Source organism: Micrococcus sp. SL257 (assembly GCF_026625585.1).
GTDB classification, from domain to species: Bacteria; Actinomycetota; Actinomycetes; order Actinomycetales; family Micrococcaceae; genus Micrococcus; species Micrococcus luteus.
The window spans coordinates 792,687-813,397 of sequence record NZ_CP113053.1; the positions used below are offsets into that span (position 1 = coordinate 792,687).

General features: G+C 74.6%; 21 protein-coding genes, 1 tRNA gene and 1 pseudogene. 18 read left to right on the forward strand and 5 right to left on the reverse strand.

All coding sequences use genetic code 11. The annotated features are described in order from the left end of the window. The first annotated feature begins 21 nt into the window (after positions 1–21). Complete coding sequence (locus OVA32_RS03725) at positions 22–687, forward strand: GntR family transcriptional regulator (protein ID WP_233490686.1); 666 nt, start codon at positions 22–24, stop codon at positions 685–687. Positions 688–709: 22 nt separating this feature from the next. Here OVA32_RS03725 and OVA32_RS03730 read toward each other — a convergent pair whose 3' ends face one another. Beyond that, positions 710–1,522, reverse strand: a complete 813-nt coding sequence (locus tag OVA32_RS03730) for a putative hydro-lyase (RefSeq protein ID WP_070709385.1) — start codon at positions 1,520–1,522, stop codon at positions 710–712. Continuing rightward, positions 1,515–2,798 (reverse strand): NRAMP family divalent metal transporter, encoded by a 1,284-nt coding sequence (locus OVA32_RS03735; protein ID WP_070709387.1) that lies wholly within the window; start codon positions 2,796–2,798, stop codon positions 1,515–1,517. The genes OVA32_RS03730 and OVA32_RS03735 overlap by 8 nt, the downstream gene beginning before the upstream one ends. Positions 2,799–2,967: 169 nt before the next feature. Between OVA32_RS03735 and OVA32_RS03740 the strand changes: the two genes are divergently transcribed. The 15 genes from OVA32_RS03740 (at position 2,968) to OVA32_RS03810 (ending at position 16,789) form a co-directional block, all read left to right on the forward strand. Continuing rightward, positions 2,968–3,723 (forward strand): VIT1/CCC1 transporter family protein, encoded by a 756-nt coding sequence (locus tag OVA32_RS03740; RefSeq protein WP_210079022.1) that lies wholly within the window; start codon positions 2,968–2,970, stop codon positions 3,721–3,723. A gap of 468 nt (positions 3,724–4,191) precedes the next feature. Continuing rightward, entirely contained in the window at positions 4,192–4,428 is a 237-nt protein-coding gene (gene rpmB, locus OVA32_RS03745; protein WP_002858335.1) for a 50S ribosomal protein L28, read from the forward strand. A gap of 1 nt (position 4,429) precedes the next feature. Further along, a complete protein-coding gene (gene rpmG, locus OVA32_RS03750) occupies positions 4,430–4,597 on the forward strand; it encodes a 50S ribosomal protein L33 (RefSeq protein WP_002858336.1) in 168 nt (55 codons plus the stop codon). Position 4,598: 1 nt separating this feature from the next. Beyond that, positions 4,599–4,904 (forward strand): 30S ribosomal protein S14, encoded by a 306-nt coding sequence (rpsN, locus tag OVA32_RS03755; protein WP_002858338.1) that lies wholly within the window; start codon positions 4,599–4,601, stop codon positions 4,902–4,904. A 229-nt stretch (positions 4,905–5,133) separates the two neighbouring features. Next, on the forward strand, positions 5,134–5,415 hold the full coding sequence (locus tag OVA32_RS03760; protein ID WP_002858339.1) for an HU family DNA-binding protein: 282 nt from the start codon (positions 5,134–5,136) through the stop codon (positions 5,413–5,415). 157 nt (positions 5,416–5,572) lie between these two features. Then, positions 5,573–6,268, forward strand: coding sequence for a hypothetical protein (locus OVA32_RS03765; RefSeq protein ID WP_036316817.1), 696 nt, complete (start codon positions 5,573–5,575; stop codon positions 6,266–6,268). Positions 6,269–6,378: 110 nt separating this feature from the next. Continuing rightward, positions 6,379–7,050 carry a copper resistance CopC family protein gene (locus OVA32_RS03770; RefSeq protein WP_185194483.1) on the forward strand — a complete coding sequence of 224 codons (672 nt, stop codon included), beginning with the start codon at positions 6,379–6,381 and terminating at the stop codon, positions 7,048–7,050. Positions 7,051–7,153: 103 nt separating this feature from the next. Continuing rightward, positions 7,154–7,783 carry a copper chaperone PCu(A)C gene (locus tag OVA32_RS03775; protein WP_230259740.1) on the forward strand — a complete coding sequence of 210 codons (630 nt, stop codon included), beginning with the start codon at positions 7,154–7,156 and terminating at the stop codon, positions 7,781–7,783. Beyond that, positions 7,770–9,242 carry a Dyp-type peroxidase gene (locus OVA32_RS03780; RefSeq protein WP_230259739.1) on the forward strand — a complete coding sequence of 491 codons (1,473 nt, stop codon included), beginning with the start codon at positions 7,770–7,772 and terminating at the stop codon, positions 9,240–9,242. The genes OVA32_RS03775 and OVA32_RS03780 overlap by 14 nt, the downstream gene beginning before the upstream one ends. A 13-nt stretch (positions 9,243–9,255) precedes the next feature. Then, positions 9,256–11,514 carry a cytochrome c oxidase assembly protein gene (locus OVA32_RS03785; protein ID WP_230259738.1) on the forward strand — a complete coding sequence of 753 codons (2,259 nt, stop codon included), beginning with the start codon at positions 9,256–9,258 and terminating at the stop codon, positions 11,512–11,514. Then, the gene (locus OVA32_RS03790) at positions 11,504–12,358 is read left to right on the forward strand and encodes a hypothetical protein (RefSeq protein WP_178329097.1); all 855 of its coding nucleotides are present in this window, start codon (positions 11,504–11,506) and stop codon (positions 12,356–12,358) included. The genes OVA32_RS03785 and OVA32_RS03790 overlap by 11 nt, the downstream gene beginning before the upstream one ends. Before the next feature lie 95 nt (positions 12,359–12,453). Further along, positions 12,454–14,553: an NHL domain-containing thioredoxin family protein gene (locus OVA32_RS03795; RefSeq protein ID WP_036384266.1), complete on the forward strand. Its 2,100-nt coding sequence runs from the start codon at positions 12,454–12,456 to the stop codon at positions 14,551–14,553. A 40-nt stretch (positions 14,554–14,593) separates the two neighbouring features. After that, positions 14,594–15,073, forward strand: coding sequence for a flavodoxin domain-containing protein (locus OVA32_RS03800; RefSeq protein WP_036384268.1), 480 nt, complete (start codon positions 14,594–14,596; stop codon positions 15,071–15,073). A 118-nt stretch (positions 15,074–15,191) separates the two neighbouring features. Further along, positions 15,192–15,785 (forward strand): hypothetical protein, encoded by a 594-nt coding sequence (locus OVA32_RS03805; RefSeq protein ID WP_060774884.1) that lies wholly within the window; start codon positions 15,192–15,194, stop codon positions 15,783–15,785. A 44-nt stretch (positions 15,786–15,829) separates the two neighbouring features. Next, positions 15,830–16,789 (forward strand): diaminopimelate dehydrogenase, encoded by a 960-nt coding sequence (locus OVA32_RS03810; RefSeq protein WP_036385002.1) that lies wholly within the window; start codon positions 15,830–15,832, stop codon positions 16,787–16,789. Between the two features lie 55 nt (positions 16,790–16,844). Here the strand turns inward: OVA32_RS03810 and OVA32_RS03815 are convergent, their stop codons facing one another. Further along, positions 16,845–17,825, reverse strand: a complete 981-nt coding sequence (locus OVA32_RS03815; RefSeq protein ID WP_060774885.1) for an AEC family transporter — start codon at positions 17,823–17,825, stop codon at positions 16,845–16,847. A 259-nt stretch (positions 17,826–18,084) separates the two neighbouring features. Here OVA32_RS03815 and OVA32_RS03820 point away from each other — a divergent pair, with 259 nt between their 5' ends. Then, entirely contained in the window at positions 18,085–18,531 is a 447-nt protein-coding gene (locus tag OVA32_RS03820; protein WP_036317141.1) for a DUF2087 domain-containing protein, read from the forward strand. Positions 18,532–18,698: 167 nt separating this feature from the next. Here the strand turns inward: OVA32_RS03820 and OVA32_RS03825 are convergent. Next, positions 18,699–18,772 (reverse strand) — tRNA-Gly (locus OVA32_RS03825). Between the two features lie 99 nt (positions 18,773–18,871). Next, a pseudogene (locus tag OVA32_RS03830) lies at positions 18,872–19,060 on the reverse strand (cation:proton antiporter); the annotation flags it as partial. Positions 19,061–19,181: 121 nt separating this feature from the next. Here OVA32_RS03830 and OVA32_RS03835 point away from each other — a divergent pair. Beyond that, on the forward strand, positions 19,182–20,711 hold the full coding sequence (locus OVA32_RS03835) for a hypothetical protein (protein ID WP_041104513.1): 1,530 nt from the start codon (positions 19,182–19,184) through the stop codon (positions 20,709–20,711).

Here is a 20,711-nt window from a genome sequence, read left to right on the forward strand (position 1 = left end):
GGTGTCACCGGGGAAGGCATCGTGCCCGGCGCCGGCGGCGGGGAGTCCGCCCCGGCCCCGGCTCCCGTGGCCGCGGCCGCGCAGCTGCGGCAGCGGATCGCGGCGGCCGGACTCGTGCCGGGGGAGCGGCTGGGAGAGGTGGCGCTGGCCGCCGAGCTCCAGGTCAGCCGCAACAGCCTGCGCGAGGCGTTCACCATGCTGGCCTCGGAGGGCCTCGTGGAGCGACGGCCGCACCGCGGGGTGTTCGTGGCGGCGCCGGGTCCGGAGGACGTGCGCGGGCTGTACCGCACGCGTCGGGTGATCCAGCTCGGCGCCCTCGAGCACGGAGAGCTCACCCCCGGCGCGGCGCGCCACCTGCGCTGTGCCCAGGACCTGCTCTCGGGCGGCCCGGACACCCCCGCGCGGGTCCTGGGCGACGCCAACCATCGCGTCCACGTCGGTATCGTGGACCTGGCAGGCGCCCCCGAGCTCACGCGGCTCATGGCGTCGGTGCAGGCCCGCGTGCGCCTGGCGTTCCACCCCATGGACGAGCAGACGCGCCTGCACGTGCAGTTCGCGGACCGCAACCGGTGGATCGTGGAGCGGCTGCTGGCCGGCGACCTCCCCGCGGTGCACGCCATGTTCGGCGACTACCTGGACGAGGCGGAGCAGTTCGTCCTGGCGCACCTCGCCGCCGTGGGGGACTGACCGCCTGCCCGGGCCCTGACGGTCACGGGACCTGGAACATCCGGTCCGGCAGGTCCGTGATGAGCATGTGCCCGGGCGCGTGCGTGATGGCCAGCGGCGGGCGGGACTCCATGATCGCCGCCTGCGGCGTCACCCCGCACGCCCAGAACACGGGCAGGTGGCCCTGCGGGACCTCGACGGCGTCGCCGAAGTCCGGTGCCGACAGGTCCGTGATCCCGAGGCCGGCCGGGTCGCCCACGTGCACGGGCGCGCCGTGCACCGCGGGGTAGCGGGAGGTGATGCGCACGGCGTCGGCCACACGGTCGGCGGGGATGGGGCGCATCGAGACCACGAGCGGGCCCGAGAGGCGGCCCGCCGAGGCGCAGCGCCGCGTGGTGCGGTACATCGGCACGTTCACACCGGCGTCCTGGTGGGCCATCCGGATGCCCTCGGCCACCAGGGCGGACTCGAAGGTGAACGAGCAGCCGATCACGAACGTCACGAGGTCGTCCCGCCACACGTCGAGCAGATCCGTGGGGCGGTCCGTCTCGACGCCGTCGCGGTACACCACGTACTGCGGCACGTCCGTGCGGACGTCGCCGTCCAGCGCGGGGCCGTTGACCTCGCCGGCCTCGAACACGCCGAGCAGCGGCAGGGCCTGGGGGTTGCGCTGGGCGAAGAGCAGGACGTCGTAGGCGTGGTCCTGCGGGATCGAGACGAGGTTCGCCTGCGCGTAGCCGTCGGCGATCCCCGAGGTCGGCCGCACGAGCCCCGCGCGGAACCGCTCGCGGGCCTGCGCGGGGGTCGTGGCGCCGTCCAGCGGCGGCAGCGGCGTCGTCGTGGTCATCTCAGGCACCGGTGATCATCTCGACCATGGGGATGAACCCGCGCACCGCGATGAACACGGAGACGATCCACGCGAGCGCGCCGATCACGAGCAGCCACCCGGGGTAGCGGTAGCCGTGCAGCAGGTCGCGGCGGCGCCAGGCCACGTACAGGAGGGCGGCGAAGCCGACCGGCAGGATCATGCCGTTGAACGCGCCGGCGAACACGAGCAGCGTCTGCGGGGCCTGGCGCAGCGCCAGGTAGAGGGCGGTGCAGACCACGATGAAGGCGACCGTCAGCAGGTTGCGGGTGCGGGCGCTGGTGGTGGAGCGGGTGACGAAGCTGATCGAGGTGTACGACGCGCCGATCACGGAGGTGACGGCGGCGGCCCACAGGACGATGCCGAACATGCGCAGGCCGATGTCGCCGGCGGCGGCCTGGAAGGCGGAGGCGGCCAGGTTGTCCTTGGACAGCACCGCCCCCGAGGCGACGACGCCGAGGATCGCCAGGAACAGGAGGGCGCGCATCAGGCCGGTCACGAGGATCGAGGCCACGGAGCTGCGGGTGATGTCCTGGACGTCGTCCACGCCCTTCACTCCGGAGTCGATCATGCGGTGGGCACCCGCGTAGGTGATGTAGCCGCCGATGGTGCCGCCCACGAGGGTGACGATCACGAAGAAGTCGACCTCCTCCGGCATCACGGACTGGCGCAGGGCCTCGCCCACGGGCGGGGCGGAGGTGATGGCCACGTACAGCATCAGCAGGATCATGACGGCGCCGAGCGCCACCACGATCCGGTCCAGGGCCACGCCGGCGCGCTTGGAGAGGAAGATCAGCAGCGCGATGAGCGCGGAGACGCCGCCACCGATCAGGGGGTCGACGCCGAGCATGGCGTTCGCGCCGAGGCCGGTGCCGGCGATGTTGCCGATGTTGAAGACCATGCCGCCGAGGAACACGAGCGCGGCGAGGACCCAGCCGAGGCCGGGCAGGACGCGGTTCGCCAGCTCCTGGGCGCGCATGCCGGAGACGCCGATGACGCGCCACACGTTCATCTGGACGGCGATGTCGATGAGGATCGAGACCAGGATGGCGAACGCGAACGCGGCGCCCATCCGGACGGTGAACGTGGCGGTCTGCGTGATGAAGCCGGGGCCGATGGCCGAGGTGGCCATGAGGAACATGGCGCCGAGCAGTGCGGTGCGCCGGGTGGCGCTCGCGGCACGGGAGTCCGTCTTCGGTGCGGTGCCCGAGGGGGTCGCGCCGTCCGGCCCGGCGTGGGGGATGTCTGCGTGGGACACGGTGGTCACCTTCGTCGAGGGCGCCGGGCGAGGTGACGGGCGTCACGAGGCGCTGGGGGAGACGGTAGCTGTTGTTGAACAATCCTGGCAACAGCGAGACCGGGTGTCGTGGCGTCCCCGTCCGAAGGAACGCCTCACCTGTCTGGCGCGCCCCGCCCGGCGCCGCGAGCATGGAGACATGTCGCACACGTCTGAACAGTCCTCGCCCCTGGCAGATCAGCTCCCGCCGGGCGGTCCCGACGAGCCGCACGCCACCGGCGGCGTGCATGCCCGCCTCAACTGGCTCCGCGCGGGCGTGCTCGGTGCCAACGACGGCATCGTGTCCGTCGCGGCCACCGTCGTCGGTGTCGCCGGTGCGACGACGGCGTTCACCCCGATCCTGCTGGCCGGCGCCGCGGCCGTGGTCGGCGGCGCCTTCTCCATGGCGCTGGGCGAGTACGTGTCCGTCTCCTCGTCCTCCGACTCGCAGAAGTCGCTGATCGCCAAGGAGCGCCGTGAGCTCGAGGAGGATCCCGAGGGCGAGCTGGAGGAGCTCGTGCAGCTCTACGAGGCGGACGGCCTGAGCCGGGCCACGGCCGAGGCCGCCGCGCGGGAGCTCACCGAGAAGGACGCGCTCGCCGCGCATCTGCGCATGGAGCTGGGCATGGCGGAGGAGGACGTCGTCAGCCCGTGGGCCGCCGCCGGAGCGTCCTTCCTCGCGTTCCTCGTGGGCGCGCTGCTGCCCTTCCTGACGGTCGTCCTGGCGCCGGTGGGCCTCCGCGTCCCGTTCACGTTCGGCGTCACCCTCGTGGCCCTCGCCGTCACCGGCTGGGTCGGGGCCCGGCTCGGCGACGCGCCCGCGCTGCGGGCGGCCGTGCGCGTCGTCCTCGGCGGCGCCCTGGCGCTCGGCCTGACCTTCGCGGTGGGCTCGCTGCTGGGGGCGTCGGTCGCCTGATCCACGCCGGAGGGGTGGGCCGGCCCAGCGCCCGTGGCCGCGCCGAGCCGTGACGAGCGGAGCGGCCCTGGGGGCCGAGGACCGTGCGCATACCACAGGCGCCCCCCGCCGAGTTGAAGCGACGCCCACGGTTCGCGTAAGGTGGGACGGCGCACGCCGCGTTGTTCTCGTCGTTCCATCGGTCAGGTGACCGGGCGGACGGCGGGTCGGAAAAGCAACGCGCTCCCGCAGACCGGATCCCGGGACGTCCTCAGGACGGACCGGGGCTCACCGTCCACACCAGCGATCCCATAAGGAACTTCGGTTGGCTCTCACCCAGCCTGGTCCCCCTTTTCGAGAAGTCGCAGTAAGAGTGCGGTGTCCACACCCGGGGCGGGGCTCACAACAGGTGTCCGCGGACAGGTCCGCGGCTCGCCGCCATGCGGGTTCCGCCCGTCCTTTTACTACTACTTGCCACGAGGAGTGATCATGGCAGCTCACTGCCAGGTAACCGGGGCTGGGCCGGGATTCGGCCACAGCATCTCCCACTCGCACCGTCGCACCAAGCGCCGGTTCGACCCCAACATCCAGAAGAAGACCTACTGGGTCCCCTCCCTGCGCCGCAACGTCACCCTGACGCTGTCCGCCAAGGGCATCAAGACCATCGACGTGCGCGGTATCGACGCCGTCGTGGCGGACCTGATCGCGAAGGGAGTGAAGCTCTGACATGGCCAAGGACAAGGACGTTCGTCCGATCATCAAGCTGAAGTCCACCGCCGGCACCGGGTTCACCTACGTGACCCGCAAGAACCGCCGGAACAACCCGGACCGCATCACCCTGAAGAAGTACGACCCGGTGGTCCGCAAGCACGTCGACTTCCGAGAGGAGCGCTGAGATGGCCAAGAAGTCCAAGATCGCCAAGAACGAGCAGCGCAAGGCCATCGTGGCCCGTTACGCCGAGAAGCGTCTCGAGCTGCGCAAGACCCTCGTGGACCCGAACGCGTCGGACGAGGCCCGCGAGGCCGCCCGCCTGGGCCTGCAGAAGCTGCCCCGCGACGCCTCCCCGGTCCGCGTGCGCAACCGCGACGCCATCGACGGTCGCCCCCGCGGCACCTTCCAGCGCTTCGGCATCTCCCGCGTGCGCTTCCGCGACATGGCGCACCGTGGCGAGCTGCCCGGCGTGACCAAGTCCTCCTGGTGACCTGAGGCCCGGTCTCCGGGCGCTCGGCACCACCGCGACGGCGGCGTCCCTCCTCAGGAGGGGCGCCGCCGTCGTCGTGCCCCGGGGATGAGGGCCACCCGGGTCACGGGAAATCGCGGATTCTCGCGGTTCAGGGGGCGATTCGCCCGCGGAGAGGTGGTACGTTCACAACTGGCAGCCCGGTCCGAACGGCCCGGGAACCGTAACCGACGTCCCATAGGGAGGACCCATGGCCATGAACCGCAAGGAACTCGTCGCCGCCGTCGCCGAGCGCTCCGGCAACACCCAGGCCGCCGTCAGCGATGTGCTGGACGCCCTCTTCGAGGTGTTCACCGCCCAGGTCAAGAAGGGCGAGAAGGTCTCGATCCCGGGCTGGCTGGCCGTGGAGCGCACCGAGCGCAAGGAGCGCACCGGCCGCAACCCGCGCACCGGCGAGGAGATCACCATCCCGGCCGGCCACTCCGTGAAGGTGACCGCCGGCTCCAAGCTCAAGGCCGCCGCCTCCGAGTGATCCCGGTCGCGGTGCGGGTCCCCGGACCCACGCCGCAGGCCGCAGGACGGGCGTCCCACCCTCGGGTGGGGCGCCCGTCGTCGTCTGCGGGCGCGTAGGATGGGCGGACGATCGTCCGGCCGACGTGGGCCGGGGCCGTCAGGAGAGGAGTCGTGGCATGCGCAGCGCCGTCGCCGCCGCTCCGTGGGCCCCGTCCGGCCTCGAGGACGCCCCTCCGCGCGTCGTGCGTGGGCCGGCCCGTCTGGCCCGGGGCTGGGCCGGGGCCCTGGCGATGACCGCCCTGGCCGCGCTGTTCCACACCGCCGCCGAGCCCGGCCACGGGTTCCCCGAGGTCGGCGTGGTCGCCTTCGCGGCCGTCCTCGCCGCCCCGCTCTGCACCGCCCTGGCGGGCCGCGCCCTCTCGCTGTGGCGCACCGCCGCCGCCGTCGCGATCGCCCAGGGGCTGTTCCACGTGCTCTACGGGCTCGCCGCCGGCGGCCACGCCGTGGCGCCTGCCGCCGGCGTCGACCCCGCCCACCTCGGCCACGCCCGTCCCGGCGCCGGGGCCCTCCTGGCACCGGGGGAGGCCCTGTCCGGCGCCCCCGCCGGCCACCTGACCGACCTGCGCATGCTCGCGGCCCACGTGATCGCCGCGGTCCTCACCGTGCTGGTGCTGCGGCGCGGTGAGGCCCTCGTGCTCACCATCGCCGAACGCGTGGTGGCCGTCGTCTGCCCGCCGCCGGCAGCGCACGGCCCCCTGCCGACGCCGGCCCGCCTCCGTGTCCCCGTCCCGCCGGTGCTCCGGCCGGTGACGTCCCTCGCCCTCCTCAGCTCTCCGGGGCGGCGCGGCCCGCCGTTCGCCCTCGCGGCCTGAGGACGCCGGCTCCGTCCGCGTCTCGAGCCCCGACCGCGCCCGACGACCCTTCGGAACGGTCCGCCCGCGACTCCCGTCCGGGACCGCGGCAGACCCGTGAGGACACCACCATGCATCACCAGACCACCCCTGTCCGCCGCGCCGCTCGCGCCGCCGTCGGACTCGCCCTGCTGCCCGCCCTCGTCGTTGCCGGGGCCGCCCCCGCGGCCGCGCACGACGAGCTCATCCGCACCGCCCCCGCCGTCGACGAGACCGTCACGACGGCGCCGTCGGAGGTCTTGCTGACCTTCAGCGGTGACCTGATCGACGGCGAGGGCATTCAGAACCTCCTGCAGGTCCGCGACGCCGACGGCAATCAGTGGCAGTCCGCCGCCGGCACCGTGGACGGCCCCATCTTCTCCGCGCCGCTGTGCGAGGGGCTGCCCAACGGCGACTACGAGGTCGCCTACCGCGTCGTCTACTCGGACGGGCACTCCGAGGAGCGCTCGTTCGACTTCGCGGTGGACGACCCGGCCGCACCGGCCGCCGGCACCGCGCCCCAGGGCTGCGGCACCGCCGTCGCCGGGGCCTCCCCGGAGACCACGGCAGGTCAGGGCGACGCCGCCTCGGCCGCGGCGACCGCGCAGGCGGACGCCTCCGACGCCGCGCAGCCCGCGGACTCCGACGCGCTGCCCGCCTGGGTGTGGGCCGCCGGCATCGCCGGCCTGGCCGTGCTCGTGGTGGCCTTCCTCCTGATGGGCCGCCGCGCCCGCGCACTCGGCCACCTCGACGACGGCCGCTGACCTCCGATCCCCGGCCGGCCCCCTGACGGGACCGGCCCCGCCCTCGCGCGCCTGCACGCCCCGCGCGTCGTCGCGCGCCCGCCTGACAAGGAACCCCACAGACATGACCACCACCTCCCCCCGCGCCCCTCGCCGCCTCGGCGCCGCCGCCGTGCTCGCCGTCGCCGCCCTCGGCCTGACGGCCTGCGCCGGAGACGACGCCGGCTCCGCCCCGAGCGCGTCGGACGCCTCGAGCGTCGCGCCGGCCACGGGCGCCGCCCCGGCCTCGGATTCCTCGTCGGCCGCGTCCACCGCGGACGGCCAGGCCGCCGGCCTCACGATCACCGACCCGTGGACGAAGGCCACCGAGGAGGGCATGACCGGCTCCTTCGGGATGCTCGAGAACTCCTCGGACCAGGACCTGCACGTCGTCGGCGTCCGCTCGGAGCTGGGTGAGACGGTCGAGCTCCACGAGATGGTCTCCGGTGAGGACGGCCAGATGGTGATGCAGCGGAGCCCCGACGGCTTCACCGTGCCCGCGGGCGGGAGTTTCGAGCTCGCCCCGGGCGGCAACCACGTGATGTTCATGGGCCTGACCGACCCGATCGAGCCGGGTGAGGACGTGACCTACGACCTCGAGCTGGAGGACGGCTCCACCCTCGAGGTCACCTCCGTGGTCCGGCCCTTCACCGGCGCCAACGAGTCGTACCACGGTGGCGAGTCCCACGAATCGGAGGACCATGCCGACCACTGACCCCGCCGTCCGGCCGGACGACCACCACGGGTCGGGCGGGCGCGAGGGCGCCCGTCCGGCCCCGGGGGGCCCCTCCCGCCGCGGCCTGCTCCTCGGGGCGGGCGCGGTGGGCGGCGGCCTGCTGGGCACGGCACTCGGCTATGGCGCCGGCCACGCGTCGGCCTCGACCGCCCCGGGCGCGTCTACCGCGCCCGGGGCGGGGGCCTCGCCGTCCGAGGTCATGGGCGACACCGGCATCGAGGGCGACGTCGGCCGGGCCGGCTGGGCCGAGCCCGGCGGCCAGGCCGCCCGGGTGGCCGTCAGCTCGCCCGTGGGCACGGACACCGTGCCGTTCCACGGGCCGCGCCAGGCCGGCGTCGACACCCCCGCCCAGGCCCACGCCGTCTTCCTCGCCCTCGACCTGCGCGAGGACGCGGACCGGGTGCGCATCGAGCGGATGCTGCGCCTGCTCACCGACGACGCTGCGCGCCTGACCCAGGGCCGCGCCACGATCGCCGACACCGAGCCGGAGCTCGCCGCCGCCCCTGCGCGGCTCACCGTGACGTTCGGCTTCGGCCCGGAGCTCGTCCGCCGCGTGGCCCCGGACCGGGCCCCGGCCTGGCTGCGCCCGCTGCCGGCGTTCGAGCAGATCGACCGCCTGGACCCCGCGTTCAGCGACGGCGACCTGCTGCTGCAGATCTGCGGCGACGACCGGATGTCCGTGGCCCACGCCCGGCGCATGCTCCTCAAGGCGGCCCGGCCGTTCGCCACCGAGCGCTGGGTGCAGGAGGGCTTCCGCTCCGCCCGCGGCGCCCACCCCACCGGCACCACGATGCGCAATCTCTTCGGGCAGGTGGACGGCACCGGCAACCCGGCGGCGGACACCCCGCATCTCGACCGCGTGGTGTGGGGCGTGGGCGCCGAGCAGGTGGGCGTCACCCCGTGGATCACGGACGGCACGTCCGTGGTGATCCGGCGCATCGAGATGCTCATGGACACCTGGGACGAGCTCGACCGCCCGGCCAAGGAGAAGGTCATCGGCCGTCGCCTGGGCACCGGCGCCCCCCTCACGGGGGAGCAGGAGCACGACGAGCCGGACTTCGACGCCGTCGGCCCCACGGGCTTCCCGGTCATCTCGGACATCGCGCACCTGCGGCGGGCCCGCGGGGAGGAGCCCGAGTACGGGATGCTGCGTCGCGGCTACAACTACGACGACCCGCGCGGGGCGCTGGAGGCGGGCTCCGGCCTGATCTTCGCCGCCTACCAGGCGGACGTGGGCCGACAGTTCGTCCCCGTCCAGGCCCGGCTCGTGGAGTCGGACCACCTGAACCTGTGGACCGTGCCCGTCGGTTCGGCGGTCTTCGCGATCCCGCCCGGCTGCGCCGAGGGCGGGTTCGTGGGGCGACGCCCTGTTCGCCTGACCCAGGGCCCGACGACGGCGGGGCCGCTCCCGTCGTCGTCGGGCGTCCGCGTGCTTTGAGAGGATGGACCCCATGTCCGCCGCCACCGCCCCCGCCCGGGGCAGCCACCCCGCCGAGAACGACGACGCCGCCCGCCCCGGTCCGTCGGGGCCGGTCGGTGTGCCCCGGTGGATCTGGGTGCTCGTGGCCGCCGCGGGCGCCGCCGGCCTCGCCGCCGCCGGCTGGCTGACCGGTGTCACCGCCGCGCGCCAGCTCTCCGACCCGGGGTGGATCACCCGCTGGGGCGTGCCCGTGGGGGAGCTCGTCTCCAACCTGGCGATGTCCCTGACCATCGCCGCGCTGATCTTCGCGGCCGGGGTCCTGCCGCCGCACGCGGCGGGGACGGAACGGTGGCACCGCTCCGCCCGGCAGCGGCGCGAGGACGCGGACGCCACACCGCTGCCCGAGCACCCCGCGTTCACCCGCGTGATGCGGATCGCCGCCGTCAGCGCCGGCGTGTGGACGGTGGCCGCGCTGGCCGTCGGCGTGCTGTCCTACTCGGATCTCGCCGGCATCCCCGTCACGGCGGGGCAGGGCTTCACGGACGGCCTGGCGGCCTACGTGGTCGGCATCTCGGTGGGCCAGGCGTGGTTCTGGGTCACCGTGATCGCCGCCGTCGTGACCACGTTGGCGATCGCCGTCCGCTCCCACAACGGCCTGTTCTGGACCGGCATCCTGGCGATGCTCGCCCTCGTGCCCCTGGCCCTGATCGGGCACGCGGCGGGCGGTGACGACCACACCGGCGCCGTGAACTCGATCGGCCTGCACCTGCTCGGCGTCGTCGTGTGGGTGGGCGGACTGCTCGTGCTCGTCGCGATCTCGGACACCCTCGTGGGGCCCAACGGGGCGCAGGGGCGGGGCCGCAGCCTGCGCCGGCAGGGCCCGGCGCCCCTGCTGCACACGGTCCTGACCCGCTACTCCGTGCTCGCCGGGCTGGGCCTGGTCACGGTGGCGCTGTCCGGCGTGGTCAACGCGTCGATCCGCATGGACGATCCGGCCCAGCTGCTGAGCCCCTACGGCATCCTCGTGTCGGCCAAGTTCCTGGCGGCCCTGGGCCTCGGCCTGATCGGCCTGCTGCACCGCCGGTGGGTGATCCCCCGCCTCGACGCCGGCCCGGACCGTCCCAGCCCCGCCCCCGCGCGTCGCCTGCTGTGGCAGCTCATCGCCGTGGAGGCCGTGATCATGGGCGCCGTCATGGGCGTCTCCTCCGTGCTCTCCCGGACGGCCCCGCCCGTGCCGGAGGAGCTCGCGCCGGACGCCTCCCCGGCCCGCATCCTCACCGGCTACGAGCTGCCGCCGGCCCTCGAGGGCGCCCGGTGGATCACGATGTGGCGGTTCGACTGGCTGTGGGTCGCGATCATCGCGTTCCTGACCCTCTGGTACCTGCGCTCCGTGTGGCAGCTGCGCCGCCGCGGCGACCGCTGGCCCGTGCTGCGCACCGTCGCGTGGCTCGCGGGCCTGGCCGTGCTGCTGTGGGCGACCTCCGGGTCCCCGGCCGTGTACGGCCGCGTCCTGTTCAGCGCGCACATGGTGGGCCACATGACGCTGACGATGCTCAGCCCCGTCTTCCTCGTCCTGGGCGCGCCGATCACCCTGGCGCTGCGGGCCCTGCCGTCCCGCACGGACGGGACGCGCGGCCCGCGCGAGTGGATCCTGTGGATCGTGCACTCCCCGTGGGGGCGGTTCATCACGAACCCGATCGTGGCGGGGGTCAACTTCGCCGGCTCGATCCTGGTGTTCTACTACACGGACTTCTTCCGGTTCTCGCTGGAGACCCACGTGGGCCACGAGTTCATGAACGTCCACTTCCTGCTGACCGGGTTCCTGTTCGCCCTGGTCATGATCGGCTCGGATCCGCTGCCGCGCCGGCCCCCGTACGCCCTGCGGCTCGTGCTGCTGATGGCCACGATGATCTTCCACGCCTTCATCGGCGTCGCCATGACCTCCTCCACCGGCCTGATGCAGGCGTCCTGGTTCGGCAACATGGGCCGCGACTGGGGCCCCACCGCCCTCGAGGACCAGCGCATCGGCGGCGCGGTGATGTGGGGCATCGGCGAGTTCCCCACCGTGATGATGGCGGTGATGGTGGCCGTGCTCTGGTATCGCAGCGACCGCAAGAACGCGGTCCGGCTGGACCGGCAGGCCGACCGCGACGGCGACGCGGAGCTGCGCCGCTGGAACGAGATGTACGCCCGCATGCACGGCACCCCGGTCACCGACGCCCCGAGCGGCGCCGAGCCCGTGGCCCGTGACTCCTCCACCGGCCCCGAGGAGGCCCGTGATGTCCGCTGACCTCCTCCCTCCCCTCGGCCGCCCGGCCGCGCCCCGGCGTGGTCGGCTGCGCCTCGCGGCCGCCGTCGCCGCCGGCCTGCTGGCCCTGACGGGCTGCAGGGCCGGGGACGGCGATCCGGCCGCCGCGTCCGCGCCCGCGGACGGAGTCCACGGCGACGCCGGCACCGCGGCGCCCACGGAGTCGGCGGCCCCGGAGGGGCTCGGCCTGGGCGACCGTCAGGACGAGCGCATGGCGCAGGCCGCGGCCGAGCGTGCGGCCACGTTCGGCTTCGTCCGGCAGCGGGCCGCCACGGCGGAGGAGATCGACGCGGCCCGCGAGGACTCCCGGGACCGGCGCGCGGACGCGGACCGGACCACCGTGCAGCCGGCGCAGTGCAAGGCGCCGCTGACCGCCCTGGACTTCTCCCCGATCGCCCTCGACGAGGCCGAGGCCACGCGCGTGGACGTCGGCGCCGACACCTTCACGGGCACGGGCACCGTGGAGGTCGCCCGGCTCACGGGCCAGGGCCGCCAGGACGTCGAGCGCCACATCCAGACCGTCAACGCCCTGCGCGCCGACTGCCGCGAGATGACCATGACCGTGCAGGAGGGGGACGCGACCGTCGACTACCGCCTCGAGGTCTCCGACGCGCCGCTGTCCGACGGCACGCCGGCGCAGTCCGCCCTCGTGTGGGAGCGGACCGTGGCCTCGGAGTCCGAGCCCCAGCTCACGGCCCAGGTGCTCACCGCCGTCACCTCCGACGCCGTGGTGATGGTCTCCTTCGTGGGCCGGCCCGAGGCCGGGCGCAAGGAGTTCACCCTCATCGCCGAGGAGATGCTGGCCGCCGCCCTGGCCGCCGACTGAGCCGGACCCGCCCGGCGGCGTCGTCTTTCCCCCTGTGACGCCGCCGGCGTCCGCTCACGGCTGACGCGTCCGGGGCGTGCGTCATGATGGTGGACATGACCGCACCGCAGACCCCGAACCCCGCCCCGACCGCTGACGCCCCCGCCGCCGTGCCGCGCGCGGCCACCCGGGTGCGCGCGTCCGAGCTCGTGGGCCGCGGCTGGCTGAACACCGGCGGCGAGCAGGTGAGCCTCGAGGACCTGCGCGGCAAGGTCGTCCTCCTCGACTTCTGGACGTTCTGCTGCATCAACTGCCTGCACGTCCTGGACGAGCTGCGCCCGCTCGAGGAGGAGTTCGCGGACGTGCTCGTCACGGTGGGCGTGCACTCGCCCAAGTTCGAGCACGAGGCGGACCCGGACGCGCTCGCGGCCGCCGTCGAGCGCTACGCCATCGAGCACCCCGTGCTGGACGACCCCGAGCTGACCACGTGGCAGGCGTACTCGGCGCGCGCGTGGCCCACCCTCGTGGTGGTGGACCCGGAGGGCTACATCGCCGCGCACCTGTCCGGAGAGGGGCACGTGGCCGGGCTCTACGGGCTCGTGCGCGAGCTCGTGGCCGAGCACGAGGCCAAGGGCACGCTGCACCGCGGCTCGGGCCCCTACGTCCCGCCCGCCCCCGTGGCCCGGGACCTGTCGTTCCCCGGCAAGGCCGTGTCGCTCGGCGGCCGCGGCTCCCGCCCGGGCACGTTCCTCGTCTCGGACACCGGCCACCACCGCCTCCTGGAGGTCGCCGAGGACCTGACCACGGTGCTCCGCGCGTTCGGCGGCGGGGACCCCGCCACGGCGGACGCGGGCCAGGCCGAGCTCGCATTCCCCACGCCCGGGGAGAAGGGCCACGCGGACGGCGGGCCGGACCAGGCGCTGTTCAACGAGCCGCAGGGCCTGGCGCTGCTGCCCGAGGACGTCGCCCAGCGCGTCGGCTACGACGTCGTCGTGGCGGACTCCGTCAACCACCGGCTGCGGGGCCTGCGCCTGTCGGACGGGCACGTCAGCACCCTCGCCGGCAACGGCGTGCAGAAGCTCATCGACTCCGAGCGCGCCAAGGAGGCCGCCGCCGTCGACGACGAGGGGGACGTCGCCGTCGACCTCGCGGACCTGCCCGGGGAGCCGACCGCGATCTCGCTGTCCTCCCCGTGGGACGTCGTGTGGCACCCCGCCCTGGGGCGTGTGGTGATCGCGATGGCCGGCACGCACCAGCTCTTCGACTTCGACCCCGTCACGAGCGCGCTCGCGGTGCACGCGGGCACGGCGCTCGAGGGCCTGCTGGACGGCGAGGCCGGACGGGCCTGGTTCGCGCAGCCCTCGGGGCTGTCCGTGGGCGCGGACGGCACGCTGTGGGTCGCGGACTCGGAGACCTCCGCGGTGCGCTGGGTGCGGACCGGGGAGGACGGGGGCCGCGAGGTCGGGACCGCCGTCGGGGCGGGCCTGTTCGACTTCGGCCACGTGGACGGGGAGGCGGACCGCGCGCGCCTGCAGCACGCGCTGGGCGTCACGGCCCTGCCGGACGGCTCCGTGCTGATCGCGGACACGTACAACGGCGCGATCCGCCGGTACGCCCCGGCCGGCGAGGACGCCGCGGGCCGGGCGGTCCCGGCCACGGTGACCACGGTGGCGCGCGGGCTGCTCGAGCCCTCGGACGTGCTCGTGGAGCACGACGCGGACGGGAACGACACCGCGATCGTGGTGGTCGAGTCCAACGCCCACCGGCTCACGCGGCTGGCGGTGCCGGAGGAGTTCCTCACCGTGGACGAGGGCGCGCGGCAGACGCAGCGTCCCCGCACCCCGGTGGTGGCCGGTGACCTGGACCTGACGATCGGCTTCGCCGCGCCCACGGGGCAGAAGCTGGACGACCGCTGGGGCGACCCCACGCAGCTGAAGATCTCCTCCTCCCCGGAGGAGCTGCTGCTCGAGGGCGCCGGCACGTCCACGGGGCTGCACCGGACGCTGCGGCTGAACCCCGAGGTCGAGGAGGGCGTCCTGCACATCACCGCCCGGGCCGCCGCGTGTGACGGGGAGAAGGGGCAGCCCATCCCGGACCACGCCGCCTGCCACCTGTACCAGCAGGACTGGGGCATCCCGGTCACGGTGCACACCCCGGACCGGGCCCCGGAGGGCGCCGAGACCCGCCTGGACCTGGACCTGCGCGGGATACACTGAGCGCGTCGTCCGCCCCCGACCCCGAAGGCTGCGCCCCACCATGACCACGCTCATCGTCACCTCGTCCGCCCACGGATCCACGCGAGAGATCGCCGAGCGGGTCGCGGAGGTGCTGCGCACGTCGCAGGCCGTCCCGACCGTGGTGGAGGACGTCAAGGGCGCCGCTGCGTGGCTGGCCACGGCGGACGCGGTGATCGTCGCGGCCCCGGTCTACACGGGCTCGCTCGCCGCCGACGCCCGGGCGTTCCTCGACACCCGTCGGGCCGAGCTGGCGGACCTGCCGCTCGTGATCCTGGCCTCCGGCGGCGCGCCCGAGCTGGCCCGGCCGGTGCGGGAGAAGCTCGAGTCCTACGGCCCGCGCGAGGTGGCGTACTTCCGCGGGGCGCTCGTCGAGGAGCGCCTGGGCCGGCTGGAGAAGCTCAAGCTCAAGCTCTCCCGCAACGAGCACTACGGCGACTTCCGCGACTGGGACGCCATCGAGGCCTGGGCCAAGACCCTCTCCGGCGCCGGCGTGCGCTGACCTCACCCGCCGCGCTCGTCGACGAGACGGCGGAGGCGCCTCCGCAGACGCTGTCGTTGAGGAAACGGCGCCGGAGGCTCTCGTGTCCGCAGCGGAGGCGAGCGGTTAGCCTGGCCGCATGTCCCCATCCGCCCGTCGCCCCGCCGCGTCCTCCCGCCCCGCCCGGCCCCGCCCGACGACGGCGCCCCTCGCCCTGCCCGACCGGCCCGGCTGGGTGCGGCTCGCCGCCGGTGCGGTGGTCCCGGGCGTCGTCGCGGCCGTCGCGGCGCTCGCGGCCCTGCAGGTGTTCGTCCTCAACCCGTTGGCCGCCGCGCCCGGCGACCGCGGCCTCGGGAGGATCTACGCGGACCTGAGCGCGGCGGGCCAGCTCGGCGTCCCCTTCGTCCTGTCGGCCGTGATCCTGGCGGCCGGGCTCGGTGTGGCCGCGATCCTGTGGTTCCTCACGTGGCGTCGCGAGGAGGTCGACCCGCTGGCGGTCCTCGCCCTGGGCCTCGCCTCGCTCGTCGCCGCGTCTCCGGCCTACTTCATGGCCTCGTTCGGGCCGGGCATGGCGCTCGCGGACACCTACGGCATCGGCGGGGGAGACCACAGCCCGTGGGCCTGGCCGATCTACGTGGTCAGCGTGCTGGCGTTGGCGGGGCTGGTCGCCGTCGTCGTGCTCCTGCTGCGCGGTCCGGCCGGCGGACTCGGCGCCCCGCGGCGCCGGGCCTAGGCTGGCGGGACCGACCTGACCACGACCCCTCCAGGAGGACGCACATGACCATCCGCGCCGGCATCGTCGGATACGGGAACCTCGGCCGCAGTGTGGAGAAGCTCGTGAAGCTCCAGCCGGACATGGAGCTGGTGGGCATCTTCTCGCGCCGCACCGGCCTGGACACGGACACGCCCGTGCTCCCGGCGGAGCGGGCCGCCGAGCACGCCGGGGAGATCGACGTGCTGTTCCTCTGCCTCGGCAGCGCCACGGACATCCCCGAGCAGGCGGCCGGCTACGCGCGGCACTTCACCACCGTGGACACCTACGACAACCACCAGCTCATCCCGCGGCACCGCGCCGAGATGGACGCCGCGGCCCGGGAGGGCGGGCACGTGGCGATGATCTCCACCGGCTGGGACCCGGGCCTGTTCTCGGTGAATCGGGTGCTGGGCGCGGCGCTGTTCCCGCAGCCGCAGCAGAACACGTTCTGGGGCAAGGGCCTCTCGCAGGGCCATTCCGACGCCGTCCGGCGGGTCCCCGGCGTCCGGCGCGGCGTGCAGTACACGATCCCCAGCGAGGAGGCGATCGCCGAGGCCCGCGCCGGTCGGGGCGCCGAGATCACCGGCGCCTCCGCGCACGTGCGTGAGTGCTACGTGGTGGCCGACGAGGCCGACCACGCGGCCATCACCGAGGCCATCACCACGATGCCGGACTACTTCGCCCCGTACGAGACCACCGTGCACTTCATCTCCGAGGAGGAGTTCGAGCGCGACCACCAGGGCATGCCGCACGGCGGCCACGTCGTCACCTCGGGCGACCTCGGCGGCTCGCGCAGCGCGGTCGAGTTCGTGCTGGAGCTGGAGTCCAACCCCGACTTCACCGCCGCCGCGCAGGTCGCCTACGGCCGTGCCGCCGCGCGCCTGAAGGCCCAGGGGGAGACGGGGGCGCGCACCGTGCTCGAGGTCGCTCCGTACCTGCTCTCGCCCACGGGGCTGGACGAGCTGATCCGCCGGGACGTCTGAGCCGCGGCGAGGCGCCCGGCGCGTGGCACCGGGCCGGGCGCCGCCGTCGTCGGCCTCAGGCCAGCAGCAGGGCGACGGCGATCATCGCCGGGATCGCGACGATCGTGGTGACCAGGATCGTGTCCTTCGAGACGCGCAGGCCCGTGTCGTAGCGGACGGCGGTGACGAACACGTTCTGTGCGGTGGGCAGGGAGGCCAGGACGACGGCGACGAACACGTGCCGCGCATCCAGACCGAACACGAACTGCGCGAGCAGCCAGGCCAGCAGCGGATGCACCACCAGCTTCACCGCCGAGGCGAGCAGCACGTCCGCGCGTCGCCCGCCGGCCCGCTCGAGCGGCCGCGAGCCGACCAGCGACATGCCGAACGCCAGGAGCATCGCCGGGATGGACAGTCCGCCGATGAGCTCCACGGACTCCATGAGGGGGCCCTGCAACGACCAGCCGGTGAGGGAGAAGACCAGGCCGGCCACCGAGCCCAGGATCAGGGGGTTGGTGACCGTGTGGCGGACCTGGTCGGCCACGGCGCGCCCGGGGGAGCGGCGCACCGCCCGGCGCCGGCCCGCCGTCGTGCGTCGTCGGGCCTCGCGCGCGGTGGCGGCGTCCATCGCGGCCACGTAGAGCGGCGTGTAGATCGCCAGCTGGAAGATGAGCGCCGGGGCGGCCAGGGCGGCGTCGCCGAGGACGTAGGCCGCGATGGGGATGCCGAGGTTCGCCGAGTTCACGAGCGAGGCGCTGAGCGCGGACATGATCCGCTCCGAGGCCGACCTGCCCTTCAGCAGCGGGACCGTCACCGCGAGGTACAGTGCGGCCGCGGTGAACGCGGACAGCGTGGCCACCCACAGCTGGGGGCCCAGCACGGCGCCCACGTCCGCGCGGGAGAGCGTGACGAACAGCAGGGCCGGGTTGCCGATGAAGAACGCCGCACGGGAGAGCACGGTGCGGCCGTGCTCGCCGAGCACCCCCGTGCGCCCCACCAGGACGCCCACGAGGATGATCACCCACACGACCGCGAAGCCGGAGAGCACCTGGGTCACGGACGGGCCTCCACGGGTCGGGGTGGGGCGGTCCGCGGCGGGGTCAGGTGCATGGCGCGATCCTACGCGGCGGGCTTCGGCTAGCCTGGATCACGACGGCGGCGCCCACCGCCGAGCGCGCCACGCGGCCCGGCCCCGCGCGGCAGGGCCCGGCGGCCCGGCGCGAAGGGGAGCGGATCCTCGGGCCCACCGCACGCGACGGACGTCGTCCCCGACCCGCGGCGCGGCATGGCCGGGAGCGCGCCGGCGAGGATGCACCATGACCCGTCAGTCCGACCTCAAGACCCTGATCCGTGCCCGCATGGCCGTCACCGGTGAGCGGTACACCGCCGCGGCGGCGGCCCTCGCTGACGAGTGGCAGTCCGCCGAGCGCTACCACGCGACCGTGCTTGCCCGCTTCTTCGACGGGGACCGGCTGCGCTCCATCCCTGCGCGTCGCAAGCCGCGGGTGGCCGTCCTTCTCGAGCTGTTGCGTCGCTTCAGAGCGGGCCGCGCCTACGCGGAGGCCGAGGTCAACGACCTGCTGCGCCCCGCCCACGAGGACGTGGCCACGCTGCGTCGCGAACTCGTGGACTACGGGTTCCTCGCCCGCGCCGACGGCGTCTACCGACTGGCGGACGCCGGGCCCGACCTCGACCCGCGCTTCGCCGCGGACCTGCCGGTCGACCTGGAACGCCGGCTGCGCGAGATCCGCGCGGGCCGTTGAGGGGAGCGGGACCCCGCACGTCGACCTGGAACGCCAGCGGTCGCCATGACGCCGGAATGTGGCCGTATTCCGACGTCTTGCGTTCCCGGTGCGGCCGTGGCGGGGCGACGTGGACCGACACGGCCCCGGGTCCCTCGCGTGAGGGGCCCGGGGCCGTCGTCGTGGTGTGGAGCGGGCGACGGGAATCGAACCCGCGTATCTTGCTTGGGAAGCAAGCGCTCTACCATTGAGCTACGCCCGCGCAACCGCTCAGCTTCCGCCTGCGGCGCGGGCACCACCATACACCAGCCCGGCCGGTGCACCGGCCCCGCGTCGTCATCGAGCCCCGCGGACCCGTACGTCAGTGCACCGGGTCCGCTGCGGCGACCTCGCGCGCCCGCACCCGCCGCGTCGCCGCCCGGGCGCGCGAGCGACCGAACGCGTCCGCGTACCGCGTGAGCACCGGCCCGGCGATCACGATGGAGAACTCCCCGCGGATGGTCAGGGCCGCACCCGCGCGCCAGCGGCCGGCCACGCCGTTTCCCGAACGAAAGCGCACCAGGGGCCGCCGTTTCCCGAACGAAAGCGCGCCGGGGGCCGCTGGTAGAGTCCGAACCGCGCCCGGCCGCGGCCGGACGCGTCCGGCAGCCCCTGTCCCGGAAGGACGTCCCATGCGCGACACCACGGCCGACGCGGCCCAGGTCCCCGCCCGCCCCGACGACGCGGCGGTGTACCGCTACCTCGCGTTCGGGGAGGCGGACCGCCCCTTCCTCGTCGGCGGTCCCCGGCCCGCACCGCTGGCCCCCGCCGCGACGCCGTCCCCGGTCGCCGACCTCGAGTCGGTCCGCGCCGCGATCCGCGCCCACGGCGGCCCCCTGGCCTCGACCGCGCACGTGTGCGGCCGCCCCGCCCCGACGCCTTCGGCCGCCGACGCGCCCCGCGGCCTGCGCGGTGCCGCGCGCACCCTGACCGCGACCCGCCGCGACGTCGCCGCACGCCTGGCCGACTCCCGCGAGCGCGCCGACGTGCCCGTCGAGGCGCTGCTGAACTCGGCCTTCGTCGACGCCCACGCGGACGAGCGCCCCGCCGATCGCGGCGTGCCGCGCGGGCGGCTCGCCGGCCTGGTGGACGCCGTCCTCCCGCCGGCCCGCCACGCGGACGACGACGCCGCGGCCGGCCTGCTGCTCGCCCTGCGCGAGCCGGTCCGCGAGGTGTTCGCCTCCGACTCGTTCGCCGCCCGCCCGTACGCCGACGCGCCCACCGTCCGCGCGCTCTTCGAGGACTTCCTCGCCCACCCGCGCCGGCACGACCCCGAGCGCTTCTGGCGCCTGCTCAACCTCGAGCTCTGGCTGCGCGACGCGGTGGACGCGGACGCCGCCCCGGCCGGCCCCGCCACCGCGGTCGACGAGGCCCCCACCGCCCCGGCACCGGCCAAACCGGACCACGAGCCGAACCCGGGCAAGGAGCTCGACCTGGTCTCCGCCGAGGACGGCCGCCGCTACCGCCGCTTCCCGGTGCAGACCGGCCTGGTGGACCGGGACACGGACCTGCAGGCCTACCTGCGCGGCGAGATCGAGGACTTCTTCCGCGACCTGCCCGCGGACGCGATGCCGCAGGACGCCCCGTGGCACTTCTCCGTGTCCGAGAAGATCGTGGCCATCACCCAGGGTCGCTCCTACTACACGTGGGAGGTCCGCCCCTCCGTGGCCGCCCGCGTCCTCTCCCGCCTGGTCACCCGCACGCCCGCGGGCATCGGCCTGGGCGATCCCACCACCATGCAGCTGGCCATCCAGGAGGCGGGCCTGCCGCGCATCGTGCTCTCCGCGGCGGCCGGCGCCGCCGGCAAGGTCGCCGGCAAGCGCGGTGTGTTCTACAACGTGGTGGGCGGCAACGTCCGCGCGATCGACGGGCCCACCACCTACTCCACGTTCCCGGCCAACGTCTCGGCCAAGCTGCCGCCGGCCGAGCCGGACCGGGTGGCCGCCGAGGTCTCGGCGATGATCCGGGCGGCGGACATCCCGGCCTGGGCGAAGGCCTCCTTCGCCGGCACCGTCGTGATGGACGCCAACGACATCGGCCGCAACGCCCTCGGCAAGGACACCGCCGCGTCGGCCGCCGTCCTCGAAGCCGCCTTCGCGGACAACCCGCTGGGCCAGGGCCGCGAGCGCACCCCGCTGGCCGTCGTCGTGCGAATGGACTGA